Origin of the sequence: Microbacterium sp. CFBP9034, assembly GCF_034045255.1 — a bacterium.
Lineage (GTDB): Bacteria > Actinomycetota > Actinomycetes > Actinomycetales > Microbacteriaceae > Microbacterium.
Window position 1 is genome coordinate 854,076 of the sequence record NZ_JAXCWC010000001.1, and the last position, 13,893, is coordinate 867,968.

General features: G+C 69.9%; 14 protein-coding genes. 8 read left to right on the forward strand and 6 right to left on the reverse strand.

Annotation, left to right across the window (positions count from 1 at the left end):
• Positions 1 to 81: 81 nt before the first annotated feature.
• Both SOM19_RS03725 and SOM19_RS03730 read right to left on the reverse strand, forming a co-directional pair.
• The gene (locus tag SOM19_RS03725; RefSeq protein ID WP_320485208.1) at positions 82 to 1,467 is read right to left on the reverse strand and encodes a permease prefix domain 1-containing protein; all 1,386 of its coding nucleotides are present in this window, start codon (positions 1,465 to 1,467) and stop codon (positions 82 to 84) included.
• Positions 1,464 to 1,838 carry a PadR family transcriptional regulator gene (locus SOM19_RS03730; protein WP_320485209.1) on the reverse strand — a complete coding sequence of 125 codons (375 nt, stop codon included), beginning with the start codon at positions 1,836 to 1,838 and terminating at the stop codon, positions 1,464 to 1,466. The genes SOM19_RS03725 and SOM19_RS03730 overlap by 4 nt, the downstream gene beginning before the upstream one ends.
• Positions 1,839 to 1,940: 102 nt before the next feature.
• On the opposite strand from SOM19_RS03730, the gene SOM19_RS03735 reads away from it, so the two are divergent.
• The gene (locus tag SOM19_RS03735) at positions 1,941 to 2,855 is read left to right on the forward strand and encodes an alpha/beta hydrolase (RefSeq protein ID WP_320485210.1); all 915 of its coding nucleotides are present in this window, start codon (positions 1,941 to 1,943) and stop codon (positions 2,853 to 2,855) included.
• 30 nt (positions 2,856 to 2,885) lie between these two features.
• Here SOM19_RS03735 and SOM19_RS03740 read toward each other — a convergent pair whose 3' ends face one another.
• The 3 genes from SOM19_RS03740 to SOM19_RS03750 all read right to left on the reverse strand — a co-directional run bounded on the left by SOM19_RS03740 (position 2,886) and on the right by SOM19_RS03750 (position 6,263).
• A complete protein-coding gene (locus SOM19_RS03740) occupies positions 2,886 to 4,565 on the reverse strand; it encodes an MDR family MFS transporter (RefSeq protein WP_320485211.1) in 1,680 nt (559 codons plus the stop codon).
• 16 nt (positions 4,566 to 4,581) lie between these two features.
• On the reverse strand, positions 4,582 to 5,187 hold the full coding sequence (locus SOM19_RS03745) for a TetR/AcrR family transcriptional regulator (protein ID WP_320485212.1): 606 nt from the start codon (positions 5,185 to 5,187) through the stop codon (positions 4,582 to 4,584).
• A gap of 65 nt (positions 5,188 to 5,252) precedes the next feature.
• Positions 5,253 to 6,263, reverse strand: coding sequence for a LacI family DNA-binding transcriptional regulator (locus SOM19_RS03750; RefSeq protein ID WP_320485213.1), 1,011 nt, complete (start codon positions 6,261 to 6,263; stop codon positions 5,253 to 5,255).
• A gap of 140 nt (positions 6,264 to 6,403) precedes the next feature.
• Between SOM19_RS03750 and SOM19_RS03755 the strand changes: the two genes are divergently transcribed.
• The 7 genes from SOM19_RS03755 to SOM19_RS03785 all read left to right on the forward strand — a co-directional run bounded on the left by SOM19_RS03755 (position 6,404) and on the right by SOM19_RS03785 (position 12,534).
• Entirely contained in the window at positions 6,404 to 7,930 is a 1,527-nt protein-coding gene (locus SOM19_RS03755; protein WP_320485214.1) for a sugar ABC transporter ATP-binding protein, read from the forward strand.
• On the forward strand, positions 7,927 to 8,967 hold the full coding sequence (locus SOM19_RS03760; protein WP_320485215.1) for an ABC transporter permease: 1,041 nt from the start codon (positions 7,927 to 7,929) through the stop codon (positions 8,965 to 8,967). The genes SOM19_RS03755 and SOM19_RS03760 overlap by 4 nt, the downstream gene beginning before the upstream one ends.
• A complete protein-coding gene (locus SOM19_RS03765) occupies positions 8,964 to 10,025 on the forward strand; it encodes an ABC transporter permease (RefSeq protein WP_320485216.1) in 1,062 nt (353 codons plus the stop codon). Before SOM19_RS03760 ends, SOM19_RS03765 begins: the two co-directional genes overlap by 4 nt.
• Before the next feature lie 70 nt (positions 10,026 to 10,095).
• Positions 10,096 to 11,145 (forward strand): rhamnose ABC transporter substrate-binding protein, encoded by a 1,050-nt coding sequence (gene rhaS, locus SOM19_RS03770; protein WP_320486655.1) that lies wholly within the window; start codon positions 10,096 to 10,098, stop codon positions 11,143 to 11,145.
• Between the two features lie 116 nt (positions 11,146 to 11,261).
• A complete protein-coding gene (locus SOM19_RS03775) occupies positions 11,262 to 11,777 on the forward strand; it encodes a gluconokinase (protein WP_320485217.1) in 516 nt (171 codons plus the stop codon).
• A gap of 36 nt (positions 11,778 to 11,813) precedes the next feature.
• Positions 11,814 to 12,032, forward strand: coding sequence for a hypothetical protein (locus SOM19_RS03780; RefSeq protein ID WP_320485218.1), 219 nt, complete (start codon positions 11,814 to 11,816; stop codon positions 12,030 to 12,032).
• A 19-nt stretch (positions 12,033 to 12,051) separates the two neighbouring features.
• On the forward strand, positions 12,052 to 12,534 hold the full coding sequence (locus SOM19_RS03785; protein WP_320485219.1) for a GNAT family N-acetyltransferase: 483 nt from the start codon (positions 12,052 to 12,054) through the stop codon (positions 12,532 to 12,534).
• Positions 12,535 to 12,546: 12 nt separating this feature from the next.
• On the opposite strand, the gene SOM19_RS03790 is transcribed toward SOM19_RS03785, so the two are convergent.
• Complete coding sequence (locus SOM19_RS03790) at positions 12,547 to 13,770, reverse strand: MFS transporter (protein ID WP_320485220.1); 1,224 nt, start codon at positions 13,768 to 13,770, stop codon at positions 12,547 to 12,549.
• Positions 13,771 to 13,893: the final 123 nt, after the last annotated feature.

The following is a 13,893-nucleotide window of genomic DNA, read 5'->3' on the forward strand; positions in this document are numbered from 1 at the left end:
GTCAACGCCGCCGGAGGGTGATGTTCGGGATGACGCCGCGATCTCCAGAGGCGCTCAAGCCACCGGCTCCTCACGCGTCGATCAGGCGAATCCGAAGACGGGCGGGAACACCACGATGACGATCGCCGACCAGAAGAGGTAGACCGGCACGTACCCGGTCTGCCACCGCTCGAGCCGCTCGTAGGTGGTTCGGCCCCTCACGAACCGCAGCTGCAGCCAGGCGGCACCGGTGAGGTTCGCCAGCAGGATGAGGTTCAGTCCGAGCGAGGCGAGCTTGTTGGCACTCGCGCCGTACTCCGCGATCCGGCCGATCATCGCGATGAGCACGAGCAGATCCACGAGGATCGCCGCGACGACCATCACGAGCTGCAGCCGGTCGAACCAGGACGGCGGGGCGAGGGGATCGCGGGCCGACATCGCGTAGAGCAGGAGGCCGAGCACGACGACGAGCACGATGTCGAAGATGATCAGCAGATCCCGCTGCCCGAATGTCTCGGTGGCGCCCTCCGCCGTCTCGGCGAGGCTCTGCTGCAGCAGACCGGCCACGAAGAACACCAGCAGCAGCACCGTGAACAGCGGAGTGAAGAGCTTGGTCAGCACGGGGGCGATGTTCTCGATGACGCTCTGCTTGGCCTCGACGAGCCACCCGGCGATGACCACGGCGCCGGCCACGCCGCAGGGGATCATCCAGTCTTCGACGAACGACTGGGCGTCGAGGCCGATCGCGCTGAAGACCCCGAGCGTGAGTGCCACGAGCACGACACCGCCGAGTGCGATGAGCACGAAGTACACGAACCATTCGCCGGTGAAGCGGATGAAGTCCATGCGCGCGCGGCTCGAGCCCACGTCGCCGTTCGCATAGGCGATGCCGGTCACGATCCACAGGGCCACCACCGCGTGGATGGCCGCGAGCGCGAGGGTCGCGGCATCCGTCCCGAAGGGATAGAGGTTCAGCACCAGTGCGGCTGCCGCGAACGGAGCCGCCACCGCCACGACGGTGAGCGCGGAGGCGCGGTGCCGGATGAGGAAGTAGGCCGCGAGGAACGGCAGGATCAGCACGGCGGCGTTGCGGGCGTAGAACTCGCCGTCGGTGGAGAACCCGATGCCGAAGAGCGCCGGGATCTTGATCGTGACGGCGGCCGCGACCGCGAGTCCGACGGCCACCAGGAGCGACCGGGAGCGCTGCGCCGTCACCTCGGGCTCGGCGATGACGAGCTGCTTCCACAGCCGCTCGGAGTGCTCGCGGGCGAATTCGCGCGACAGGTCGTCGAGTCCGCCCATGCGCTTCACGGCGACGAGGAACGCCTCGTCCGGGGCGAGGCCCGAGGTCTCGAGCCGCTCGATCTGATCGCGGAGGTGGTCTTCGAGCTCGTCGACGTCGCGGTCGGCGATGGCCTCGCGCCGGCCGACGTACTCCCGCCACGCGGTGATCTGCTGCTCGAGCAGGGGGTCGAGGTCGGGGCTCATGCCGGTGCACCTCCGAGGGCGAACGGGCTGCGACTGCCGCCGTCCCGGTCGGCCCACACCTGCTGCAGGGCTTTGCTGACGACATGCCATTGCCGGCGCTGCTCGGCGAAGGCGGCCTGACCGCTGCCGCTCAGCCGGTAGTGCTTGCGCGCCCGGCCGGTGGGCGAGGCGCTCCAGGTCGCCTCGACGTGCCCGAGGCGCTCGAGACGGTGCAGGAGGGGATAGAGCATCCCGTCGCTCCACTCGAGCTCACCGTCGGAGAGCTCGCTCACCCGCTGCAGGATCGCGTAGCCGTACGACTCGCCCTCCGCGAGGATGCCGAGCACCATCGGGGTCGCGGCGGCGGCGACCAGGTCTTTGCCGATCTTCATGAGACGCTCCTCCATACCTAGAAGCACAAGGTACATAGAGCTACAAGGTAACACAAGCGTGCGATCCTGGACCGCACCCGAATCCCAGGCCCAGGAGCCCCCATGGACATCGACCTCATCCACCCCTCGCTCCGCGACCGCACCCGGCGCGCGCCGAAGCTGAATCTCGAGAACCGGTTCGTGCTGACACTGGTCTCGACGGGCTCGAGCCTCCTGCGGGGGAAGCGGGTCGAGGGCGTCGAGCGCCGGGTGGTGCGCGAGGGCGATCTGCGCCTGCGCGTCTACGTCCCGCCGCGCCCGACCGGTGCCGGCCTGCTGTGGATCCACGGCGGCGGGCTGGTGCTCGGCGCCGCCGCCATGGACGACACCTTCTGCGGGCAGACCGCCCGCGACCTCGGCGTCACGATCGTCTCGGTCGACTACCGCCTGGCGCCGAAGCATCCGTTCCCCGCCGCCATCGACGACGCGCGAGCCGGATGGGGATGGATGCTGCGGCACGCGGCCGACCTCGGCCTCGACCTCGATCGGCTCGCCGTCGGAGGCCAGAGTGCGGGAGGTGGCCTCGCCGCGTCACTCGTGCAGCGTCTCCACGACGAGGGCGAGCGCGTGGCGGCGCAGTGGCTGTTCTGCCCCATGCTCGACGATCGCACCGCGGCCGACCGGGCACGCGACGCCGAGGCGCACTTCGTGTGGAGCAACCGCTCGAATCTGGTGGGCTGGACCTCGTACCTGGGCGGCGCGCCGGGCGCCGACGACCTGCCGCCGTACGCCGCGGCCGCCCGCCGCACCGACTTGTCGGGGCTGCCGCCGACCTGGCTGTACACCTCCGACGTCGAGCTGTTCCGCGATGAGGATCTGGACTACGCGCGACGGCTCGAGGCCGCCGGGGTCGATGTCACCCTCGACGTGGTGCCGGGCGTGCCGCACGGCTTCGAGGCGTGGGCCGCCGACGCCGTGCTCGCCACCGACCTCGTCAGCCGGGCTCGAGCCTGGCTGGGCGGCCGCCTCACCGCCTGAGGTCGGGCGGTCACCGACCCCGCGCGGCGCTCAGCGCCGGGAAGCCTCCGACGCCGCGTCGACGCCCGTCTCGTCCCGGTCTGGGCCGACCGGGGCCGGGGCGAGCGCCGCGTCCGCACGCTGCGCCGACTCGAGACGCTCCGCCTCGTCGCCGCCGATCGCCTCGCCGCGTGCCACGAGCCCCGCGACATCCGACAGCGGGATCTGCTTGAGGAACAGCGACAGCACGAATGCGATGGCGATGAAGGGCACGAGGTACCAGAAGACCGGCGCCAGCGCGTCGGCGTAGGCGTTGACGATGCCGTCGCGCACCTCGTCGGGCAGCTGGTCGAGCGTCTGCGGATCGAGCGTCGCGGTGGCGTTCGCGGCGTCGGCGGGGGAGGCGCCGGCACCCGCGAACACCGTCGTGAGGTTCTCGGTGAGCCGTGTCGTGAACAGCGTGCCGAACACGGCGGTGCCGAGCGCCGCACCCACCTCGCGGAAGTAGCTGTTCGTGCTCGTCGCGGTGCCGATCTCGGCCACCGGGACGGCATTCTGCACGACCAGGACGACGACCTGCATGATGAGGCCCAGACCGGCGCCGAACACGAAGAGGTAGACGCAGATCAGCCAGATCGGCGTGCTCGCGGCCAGCGTGGTCATCGCGATCATCGCGAGGCCCGTGACGATCGTTCCGACGATCGGGTAGATCCGGTACTTCCCCGTCTTGGTGATCAGCAGCCCCGATGCGATCGAGGTGCCCATGAGCCCGACCATCATGGGGATCATCAGCAGACCGGATGCCGCGGCCGACGTTCCCGACGACATCTGCAGGAACGTCGGGACGAAGCCGATGGCGGCGAACATGCCGATGCCGAGCATCAGGCCGATCGCAGTGGCGTTGACGAAGATCGGGTTGCGGAACAGGCTCAGCGGGATGATCGGGTCGGCCGCGCGCGCCTCTGTGATGACGAAGGCGACCGCTGCGACGAGCAGCCCGGCGCCCCAGGACCAGGTCGCGGGCGAGTCCCACCCGAAGTCCTTGTCGCCACCGAAGTCGGTGAAGAAGATGAGGCAGGTCGTCGCGATCGACAGGAAGACGACGCCGAGCACGTCGATCGGCATCGTGGCCTTCTTGCTCGGCAGGGTCAGCGTGAACAGGGCGATCACGAAGGCGGCGATCCCGATCGGGATGTTGATGTAGAACGCCCACTGCCACGTCATGTGGTCGACGAAGAAGCCGCCGAGCAGCGGCCCGGCGACCGCCGAGAGCCCGAAGACGGCGCCGAGCGGGCCGAGGTACTTGCCGCGCTCGTTGGCGGGCACGATGTCGGCGATGATCGCCGTCGAGAGGATCATCAGCCCGCCGCCGCCGAGGCCCTGCATGGCGCGGAAGACCACGAACATCCAGAAGTCGGACGCGAAGGCGCAGCCGATGGAGGCGACCGTGAAGATCGCGATCGCGATCAGGAAGAGATTGCGCCGGCCCAGCACGTCGCCGAACTTGCCGTAGATCGGCATCACGATCGTGGTGGCGAGCAGGTAGGCCGTGGTGATCCAGACCTGGTGCTCGACGCCGCCGAGCTCGCCGACGATCGTCGGCATCGCGGTCGAGACGATGGTCTGGTCGAGGCTGGCCAGCAGCATTCCCGCAATGAGGGCGCTGAAGATGATCCAGATGCGCCGCTTGGTCAGGAGCAGCGGCGCGGGCGCAGCAGTAGTGAGGGTCATCAGGGTCCGATCAGGGTCAGGCGGTGAAGAGTTCGCGAGCGAGGGCGAGGCGCCGCAGGTAGATGGTGCGGAACTCCTCGCCGGTGTCCTGGAAGTACTCGATCGACGACGGGCGCAGCAGTGAGCCCAGGAGGTGAACGGCCGTGGCGGCCCGCAGGTCTCCCTCGGGAAGGCCCTCGCGGCGCTCCACGAGGCCGATGTCGTGCCGTTCACCCTGGGCGGCAAGCTCCATGAGGTGGCCGATGAGCTGCGGCTCGCGCTGGATGGCAGGGCCGATCTCGCTCGAGTCCGAGGCGGAGAGCTCCATCTGATCCCACCGCGCGAGCATGAGCTCGGCGATCGACGCGATCATCGTGGCGGAGTCGGGGGAGGGGCCTGCGGCGACGAAGGGCTCGTCGAGCTCGAGCAGGTCGGCGCGGATCGGGAGCCCGAGCACCGCATTCTCCTTGGAGGCGAAGTAGTTGAAGAAGGTGCGCCGCGCGATGCCGACCTCGGCGCACAGCTCGTCGATCGTGAAGCCCGACAGGCCACGGTCGGCGGTCGCGCGCCGCGCCGCGGATTTCAGAGCCCGGGAGGTCTCGGCGATGCGCCGGTCCCGCGTCGAAGATGCACTCTGGTTCACAGAGTGCATTATTGCACTATCGGTTCAAAGGTGCACATTCACCGCGAGGCTGACGGCGTGCCCCCTCAGCGCGGGAGCGTGGAGGCCCGCACGACGAGCTCGGGCTGGAACACCGTCTGCCGTGCGATGCTCTCCGAGTCGGCAGCCTCCTCGAGCACGATGCGCAGCGCCGTTCGCCCGATCATCCGGCTCGGCTGGCGGATCGACGACAGCGGCACGGCGGCGGCCGCGGCGAACGGGATGTCGTCGAACCCGATGATCGCGATGTCGTGGGGCACCAGCATCCGTCCGTCGACGACGAGTGACTGCAGCAGTCCCAGCGCCAGCAGGTCATTGGCCGCGAAGAGCGCATCGGGCCACTCGCGGCGGGGCCGGGCGATGATGCGGGCGCCGGCGGCGACACCGTCCTCGACCGTCATCGCGGCGGTCGCCACGACCTCGACCTCGACGGGCACTGCCGCGTTCTCGGCGGCGACGCGCGCGCCGGCCAGGCGGTCGTTGACCTGCCGGATGTCGAACGGCCCGCCGACGAAGGCTATGTGACGGCGGCCGCCCTCGATGAGGTGCTCGACGGCCATGCGGCCCCCGACGACGCTGTCGACCGACACGGAGGAGAAGCGCCCGTCCCCGCTGAAGCGGTCCACGAGCACGGCCGCGATCCCGCGTGCGCGCAGGCGCTGCAGCCGGGCGGTCACATCGCCGTACGGCGCGATGAGCAGACCCCGCACCTGCTGCTCCTCGAAGAGGTCGAGGTAGAGCTTCTCGCGGCCCAGGTCCTCATCGGTGTTGCCGTACAGGATGGCGATGCCGTGCTTGGTGGCCTCGTCCTCGGCGCCGCGCACGACGTCGTTGTAGAACGGGTTCTGGCCGTCCAGCACGACGAATCCGACTGTCGTGCTCACCCCGGCGCGCAGCTTGCGGGCGGCGTCGTTGCGCACGTAGCCGAGGTCTTCGATCGCTCGGCTGACGCGGTCCACCGAATCGGCCGAGACCTCGTCCGGGCGGTTGAGGACGTTCGACACGGTGCCCACCGAGACTCCCGCTCGCAGCGCGACATCGCGGATGCTGACCGGCACGGCACCTCCCCACTTCCTCGTCGGATCACGATTCGGTCACTGTCACGATGCGACTTGACCGGCTTCGTCGGTGTACTTAGAGTAGCCTGAAACCTGCCTGAATCGATTCATCAACTTTCACCTCAACGAGGAGGACGCCCGTGGCCGCAGACGTCGCACCCGCCGCGCCTCACCCCGCGCTCGAGCTCCGCCGGGTGGTGAAGTCCTTCGGCCCGGTGGTCGCCCTCCGCTCCGGAAGCCTCGCGCTGCACCGCGGTTCGATCCACGCCCTGATCGGCGAGAACGGCGCCGGCAAGTCGACGCTCGTCAAGATCATCGCCGGCCTCTACCGCCGCGACGCGGGCGACTTCGTCCTCGACGGCGAAGCGGTCGACTTCACGAGCACCGCCCAGTCGAAGGCGGCCGGAATCGCCGTGATCTACCAGGAGCCCACGCTCTTCCCGGATCTGTCGGTGACCGAGAACATCTTCATGGGCCGTCAGCCCACGAACCGGTTCGGGCGGATCGACCGCAAGGCGATGCGGTCGGAGGCCATCGAGATCTTCCAGCGCCTGGGCGTCTCGCTCGACCCTGAGCGGGTCACCGAGGGCCTGTCGATCGCCGATCAGCAGATCATCGAGATCGCCAAGGCCATCTCGCTCGATGCCCGGGTGCTCATCATGGACGAGCCCACCGCGGCGCTCTCGGGCGTCGAGGTGGAGCGGCTGTTCGCCGTCGCGCGAAGCCTGCGCGACGAGGGCCGGGCGCTGCTGTTCATCTCCCACCGGTTCGACGAGGTGTTCGCGCTGTGCGACACCGTCACCGTGATGCGCGACGGGTCCTACATCGACACGACCCCGATCGCCGACACCACGGTCGACGACCTGGTGCGCCAGATGGTCGGCCGCGACGTCACCGAGATGTTCCCCAAGCTCCCGTCCGAGGTGGGCGAGGTCGTGCTCGAGGTCGAGGGGCTCACCCGCCGGGGCGTGTTCCGCGACATCTCGTTCAGCCTTCGCGCGGGGGAGATCGTGGGGCTCGCCGGTCTCGTCGGCGCAGGCCGCAGCGAGGTCGCGCGCGCCGTGTTCGGCGTCGACGTCTACGAGAGCGGAACCGTGAAGCTGGACGGTCGGTCGCTCCCGAAGGGCAACCCGCGCCTCGCCACCAACCGCGGCATCGCCCTCGTGCCCGAGGACCGCCGCAAGCAGGGTCTCGTGCTCGACGACGGCGTCTCGCGCAACATCACCCTCGCCATCCGCTCGAAGCTGGCCAAGTGGGGTCTGCTGTGGAGCGGCCTCGAGAACGAGGCCGCTCAGGTGTGGGCGAGCCGTCTCGAAGTGAAGACCGCCGCGCTCGACGCCGAGGCCGGGACGCTCTCGGGCGGCAACCAGCAGAAGGTCGTGCTCGGCAAGTGGCTCGCGACCGAGCCGAAGGTGCTGATCGTCGACGAGCCCACCCGCGGCATCGACGTCGGCACCAAGGCCGAGGTGCACCGCCTCATCAGCCAGCTGGCGCAGCAGGGGATGGCGATCCTCATGATCTCGTCCGAACTCCCGGAGGTCCTCGGCATGGCCGATCGTGTGCTCGTGATGCGGGAAGGACGCCTCACCGGCGAGTTCCCCCGCGCGGAGGCGTCGCCGGAGGCCGTCATGTACGCGGCCACCGCGGACGCGGAGGTGGCCCGATGACCGCGACCGCCACCCCCACCGTCCAGCCCGGCTCGAGCGCAGCGTCGAAGCTCGTCAAGCGCATCGCGACCGCTCGCGAGACCGGCATCCTGGTCGCCCTGCTCCTCGTGATCCTCTTCGCGACCGTGAGCAACCCGACCTTCCTCTTCTCGGGCGACGGGTTCCGCGACCTTCTCCTCACGCCTTCCCTCCTGCTGCTCGTCGCCGTGGGCTCGGCGATCGTCATCATCACCCGGAACGTCGACCTCTCGGTCGGGTCCATCGTCGGCCTCACCGCCTACCTCACCGGCCGCCTCTTCATCGACATCCCGGGCATCCCCCTCATCGGCGTCTTCGTCGGAGGCGTGCTGCTGGGCGGGCTCCTCGGCCTCATCAACGGCTCGCTCGTCGCCTTCGCGCGCGTCCCCGCCCTCGTCATCACCCTCGGCACGATGTACGTCTACCGCGGGATCAACGTCGCCTGGACGGGCAGCGACCGGATCAACGCCTCGGACCTCCCGCCCGACTTCCGTGCCCTCGGGACCGACCGGATCCTCGGCATCCCGATCCTGACGATCATCGCCGTCGTGGTGCTCGTCGTGGCCGCGTGGTATCTGCGCAACCTGCGCAGCGGCCGCGAGCTCTACGCCATCGGCTCGGACCCCGCCGCCGCGCACCTCTACGGCCTGCGGACCACCCGCCGCGTGATCGCCGCATTCGTCACGAGCGGCGCGCTCGCCGGACTCGCGGGCGTCCTCTACGCCGCCCGGTACGGCACCGTCAGCTCGGGCGCCGGGTTCGGCTGGGAGCTGCAGGCCATCGGCGCCGCGGTCATCGGTGGCGTCGCGATCTCGGGCGGCGTCGGGTCGGTGTGGGGCGCGGCCATCGGCGCGTTCCTGCTGCTCACGATCAACCGCGCCCTGCCGATCCTGGGCATCGACGACTTCTGGCAGCGCGCCGTGGTCGGCGTCCTCATCCTCGGCGCCATCGTCCTCGACCGCGTCCTCGCGGTACGGCAGCACCGACGACTCATCGCACAGCGGGAGGAGACACGATGACCGCTCTGACGGATGCCGCGCCGGCGCGGGTCTACAAGGCCCACGCCAAGCCCGCCTGGCGCCGGCTGCTGCTGACCCGCGAGGCCGCGATCATCGCGATCCTCATCGTGGTCATCGTCGTCGCGCTCGCGTCGGTGCGGAACTTCGACAGCCCGCTGACGGTGACCTACCTGCTCCGCGACATCGCTCCGATCCTGCTGATCGCCCTCCCGATGACGCTGATCATCATCACGGAGGAGATCGACCTCTCGGTCGCCAGCATCGTCGGCCTGTCGAGCGTGATCACCGGCGTTCTCAGCCAGGGCGGCGTGCCGTTCCCGCTCGCGGCGCTCGCCGCTGTCGTCGTCGGAGTCGTCGCGGGCGCGTTCAACGGATTCCTCATCACCGTCGTCGGGCTCCCGTCGCTGGCCGTCACGATCGGCACGCTCGCGCTGTTCCGCGGCATCGCCGTCGGTCTTCTCGGCACCACGGCGATCACGGACTTCCCCGAGGAGTGGACCGATCTCGCGAAGGCGAACATCCCCGGCACCCCGGTGCCGATGATCATGATCCCGTTCGTCGTGCTGGCGATCATCTTCGCGGTCGTGCTGCACTTCACGCCCTTCGGCCGGTCGCTGTACGCGATCGGACTGAGCAAGGAGGCCGCCGCGTTCTCGGGCATCGACGTGGGCCGGACCAAGTTCCTGCTCTTCGTGCTCAGCGGTGCGGTCTCAGGCTTCGCCGGCGTCTACTTCACGCTGCTGTACTCCAACGCCCGCGGCGACAACGCCATGGGCATGGAGCTGCAGGTCATCGCGGCGGTGCTGCTCGGCGGCGTTTCGATCTTCGGCGGCCGCGGCGCCCTGCACGGCGTGATCGCCGGCGTGCTGCTGATCGGCACGCTCGGCAGCGCCCTGCGCCTCGCGAGCGTGAGCAGCGACATCATCAACGTCATCACGGGACTTCTCCTCATCGTCTCCGTGGTGTCGTCCAGCCTGCTCGCATGGCTGCAGGTCCGCAGGGCCGCCGCCATCGGGAAGAGGAAGGGGCGATCCGACGCGTCAGCGGACCCGTCGTGATCCCTCGAGAGCACCACCACACACCACCGCAGCTACGGAACCGCAGACTGCACCAAGGAAGGAAACAATGATGTTCGGACTTCAGCGCACGGGGCGCACGGCTCTGGCCGCAGCCGCTCTCACCGTCGGGGTCGCCCTCCTCGCGACCGGCTGTGCCGGTGGCGGGTCGGGTGGCGATTCGACCGATGGCGGGGATGGCGGCGACGCGAACCTGTCGATCACGATGCTCCCCAAGAACCTGGGCAACCCGTACTTCGACACGTCGACCGGGGGTGCCGAGGCGGCCACCGAGGAGTTCGGCGGCACGTTCGAGGAGGTCGGCCCGACCGACGCGTCCCCGACCTCGCAGGTGCAGTACATTCAGACCGCCGCGCAGCAGGGCGCCGGCGGCCTGATCATCTCGGTGAACGACACCGAGGCGCTCTGCGACGCGCTGAACGAGGCGCGCGACGCCGGGGTGAAGGTCGTCACGTTCGACGCCGACGCCAATCCGGATTGCCGTGACCTGTTCATCAACCAGGCCACCGCGGAGGGCATCGCGCAGGTCCAGGTCGACCTGATCGCCGAGCAGATCGGCGACGAGGGCCAGATCGCCATCCTGTCGGCGACCGCCAACGCGACCAACCAGAACGCGTGGATCGAGATGATGGAGGAGGAGCTCGCCGCGAACCACCCGAACATCGAGCTCGTCGAGGTCGTCTACGGCGACGACGACGACCAGACCTCGTTCGACAAGACGGCGGCGCTGCTGCAGACCTACCCGGAGCTGAAGGGCATCGTCTCGCCCACCACGGTCGGCATCGCCGCCGCGGCCCGCTACCTGTCGACCTCGGAGTACAAGGGCGAGGTCGCGCTGACCGGCCTGGGCACCCCGAACCAGATGCGCGAGTACGTCGAGGACGGCACCGTCACCGCGTTCGCGCTGTGGAACCCGGCCGACCTCGGCTACCTCGCCGCGTACGCGGCGCAGGCGCTCATCACCGGTGAGATCACCGGCGAAGAAGGCGACACGTTCGAAGCCGGCGAGCTCGGCGACTTCGAGGTGGGCCCCGAAGCCACCGTCCTGCTCGGCGACCCGTACGAGTTCAACGCCGACAACATCGGCGAGTTCGACTTCTGAGTCGACGACCCTTCGAACGCCCGGTCCGCCTCGCGCGGGCCGGGCGTTCGGCCGTGACGCCGTTCGCTAGCCTGGACTGCGGGCGAGGCATCCGTCCCCTGTCGTGAGGAGATCCCATGCCGATCGTCGTGATGGGGGTGTCGGGTTCGGGAAAGTCCACGGTCGCCGCGGCGCTCGCGGTGACACTGGGCGGCGTGTATCTGGACGCCGACGATCTGCACCCGGCCGAGAACGTCGCCAAGATGTCGGCCGGCACACCGCTCACGGACGAGGACCGGATGCCGTGGCTCCGGGCCGTCGGCGAGGCGATGGTGCGCGAGACCTCGCGCGGCCGGCTCGCGGTGGTCGCCTGTTCCGCACTCCGCCGCCGCTACCGCGATGTGCTGCGCGAGACCGGGGGCGACGTGTTCTTCATCGCCCTGGAGGGCTCGGCAGAGCTGCTCACGGAGCGCATCACCGTTCGCACGGAGCACTTCATGCCGCCGACGCTGCTCGCCTCGCAGCTGGCGCTCCTCGAGCCGCTCGAAGCCGACGAGCGGGGGGCCGCCGTTTCGATCGACGCCCCCGTCGACCGCATCGTCGCCGAAGCCCGGGATCGTTGGGCGGATGCCGAGAAGTCTGGCATCCTGTAGCCACCCCGGACCCCCGGGCAGCGCGAGGAGATCAACATGGCCGGCAAGTACGACCTCGAAACGACGACCCTCGGGCAGCTGCTCGACGATCCCGAAGCGCGAGGCATCATCGTCGAGCTCGTCCCCGAGCTGCCCGAGCACCCGATGGTCGGCTTCGCCAAGAGCATGCCGGCGGCCGCCGTGCTGAAGATGGCCGGCAACCAGCTCCCCGCCGACACCCTGGAGCAGCTGAAGACGCGGATCGCCGCACTCTGACCGCGCACACGGAGTCCCCATGACCGATGCCACCTGGCTTCCCGCCGATTTCGAGCACCCGCTGCGGGTGCAGCTCACCGACGACGTGCACCTGAGGCCCATCCGCGCCGCGGACGTCGACATCGACATGGTCGCCGTGATGGGCGATCAGCCGGCACTGTGGCGGATCTACGGCGAGGCGTGGGGATGGCCGCCCGCCACGATGACGCGTGAGCAGGACGAGGAGGACCTCGCCCGCCATGCGCTCGAGATCGACCGCCACGAATCGTTCAACTACGCGGTGCTGACCGCGCACGAGGATCGGCTGCTCGGCTGCGTGTACATCGATCCGCTTCCACCCGAGGAAGACCTGGTCTCGGCCGAGGTCTCGTGGTGGACGGTCGCCGATGCGCCGGCCGGGGTGGCGGCGCGGCTCGACGCGTTCGTGCCGGCGTGGCTGGAGAACGCATGGCCGTTCGGCCGCGTGGTCTTCCCGTTCAACGGCGGACCGTCGACGGCCTGATCGCGCCCGCGATCAGCGCGACCGCGAGAGCCAGGCGTTGACCGCGCCCGCGCCGAGCACGACCAGCGCCGCGGCGATCGGCGCGAGGAGGGCGATCGAGGCTCCGGCGCCCTCGGCGAGGAGACCGGTGAGGGCGGATGCCGCGGACTGCCCGACCACGACGGCGGAGCCCAGCATCGTCATGACGGTCGCCGAGCGCCCGAGGGGGCTCCGCCCGGCGGCGAGGCTGTACTGGGTGACGAGGGTCGGCCCGATGCCGATGCCGATGATCAGCAGGCACACGGTCATCGCCGCCACGCTCTCCGCGAAGGGCAGGGCGAGCGTGCCGGCCACCAGGATCGCCCCGAACACGAGCCAGCGCGCGGCGAGCGTGAAGCGCGCCGGGAACAGCGCGACGCCGAGGGCCAGCGCGGCCGAGCCGATGCCCATCGCCCCGTAGACCAGACCGGCCTGCTCGGGGGCGCCGCGCTCGGCCATGAAGGCGGTGAGGGAGGTGAGCATGGCGCCGAAGAAGAGCCCCATGCCGAGAGTGCCGACGACGGTCGCGAGCAGTGCGGGGCGGGCCAGCTCGCGCGCGGGCGCCTGCTCCGCCGCCGCACCGTCGGCGGCTGCGGGAACGCGGGCGGTCGGGTGGAGGGCGAACGCGCTGACGAACAGGAGCGCGAGCACCGCCGCACCGATCACCGGCGCCGCCGGATTCATGGTGGTCGCCAGGAGTCCGACGATCACGGGACCGAAGACGAACGCGATCTCGTCGGCCGCCGATTCGTACGCCATCGTGCCGCCGACCGCGGAAGCCCGGCGGTCCTTCGAGAACGTGCGCCCGATGATGCCCACGAGCCTGCTGCGCGACAGCGGCGCGACCTGCGGCATCGACGCGCCGATGAGGAAGGCGACGACGAGGAGCGCGGCATCCGGAACCGTCGCGAAGGCGAGCCACGCGATCGCGAGCAGCAGGAGGCTGTTCGCGGTGCCCGCGATCAGCAGCACGCGCCGCTGTCCGAAGCGGTCGGCCGCGGCGCCGAGCAACGGCCCGACGAGAGCCGTGCCGAGGCCGGTCATCGCCGACGTGAGCCCGCCGAGTGCGAGCGAGTCGCGCGCCGAGACGACGAGGGTCAGGATGCCGACCACCATCATCGCGAAGGGGAGGCGCGCGATCAGCGCGATCGGGAAGTAGGCGAAGCCGGTCTCGCGGACGAGACTCGTCGGGCGCGGCGCGGCCAGAGTGGTGTGCATCTGTCTTCCTGTACGTGTCCGCCGCGGTACGCGGCATGTCGTGCCGCCTTGTTCCGCGTCGGGCCAGGTAGATACACATCCGGGATGGTGCCCCCAGTCTAGCGGGGGCACCTGGCCGGAGGC

Coding starts and splice junctions, on each gene's coding strand:
- SOM19_RS03725 (WP_320485208.1), bottom strand. CDS start 1,467: ATGAGCCCCGACCTCGACCCCCTGCTCGAGCAGCAGATCACCGCGTGG.
- SOM19_RS03730 (WP_320485209.1), bottom strand. CDS start 1,838: ATGAAGATCGGCAAAGACCTGGTCGCCGCCGCCGCGACCCCGATGGTG.
- SOM19_RS03735 (WP_320485210.1), top strand. CDS start 1,941: ATGGACATCGACCTCATCCACCCCTCGCTCCGCGACCGCACCCGGCGC.
- SOM19_RS03740 (WP_320485211.1), bottom strand. CDS start 4,565: ATGACCCTCACTACTGCTGCGCCCGCGCCGCTGCTCCTGACCAAGCGG.
- SOM19_RS03760 (WP_320485215.1), top strand. CDS start 7,927: ATGACCGCGACCGCCACCCCCACCGTCCAGCCCGGCTCGAGCGCAGCG.
- SOM19_RS03765 (WP_320485216.1), top strand. CDS start 8,964: ATGACCGCTCTGACGGATGCCGCGCCGGCGCGGGTCTACAAGGCCCAC.
- rhaS (WP_320486655.1), top strand. CDS start 10,096: ATGTTCGGACTTCAGCGCACGGGGCGCACGGCTCTGGCCGCAGCCGCT.
- SOM19_RS03775 (WP_320485217.1), top strand. CDS start 11,262: ATGCCGATCGTCGTGATGGGGGTGTCGGGTTCGGGAAAGTCCACGGTC.
- SOM19_RS03780 (WP_320485218.1), top strand. CDS start 11,814: ATGGCCGGCAAGTACGACCTCGAAACGACGACCCTCGGGCAGCTGCTC.
- SOM19_RS03785 (WP_320485219.1), top strand. CDS start 12,052: ATGACCGATGCCACCTGGCTTCCCGCCGATTTCGAGCACCCGCTGCGG.
- SOM19_RS03790 (WP_320485220.1), bottom strand. CDS start 13,770: ATGCACACCACTCTGGCCGCGCCGCGCCCGACGAGTCTCGTCCGCGAG.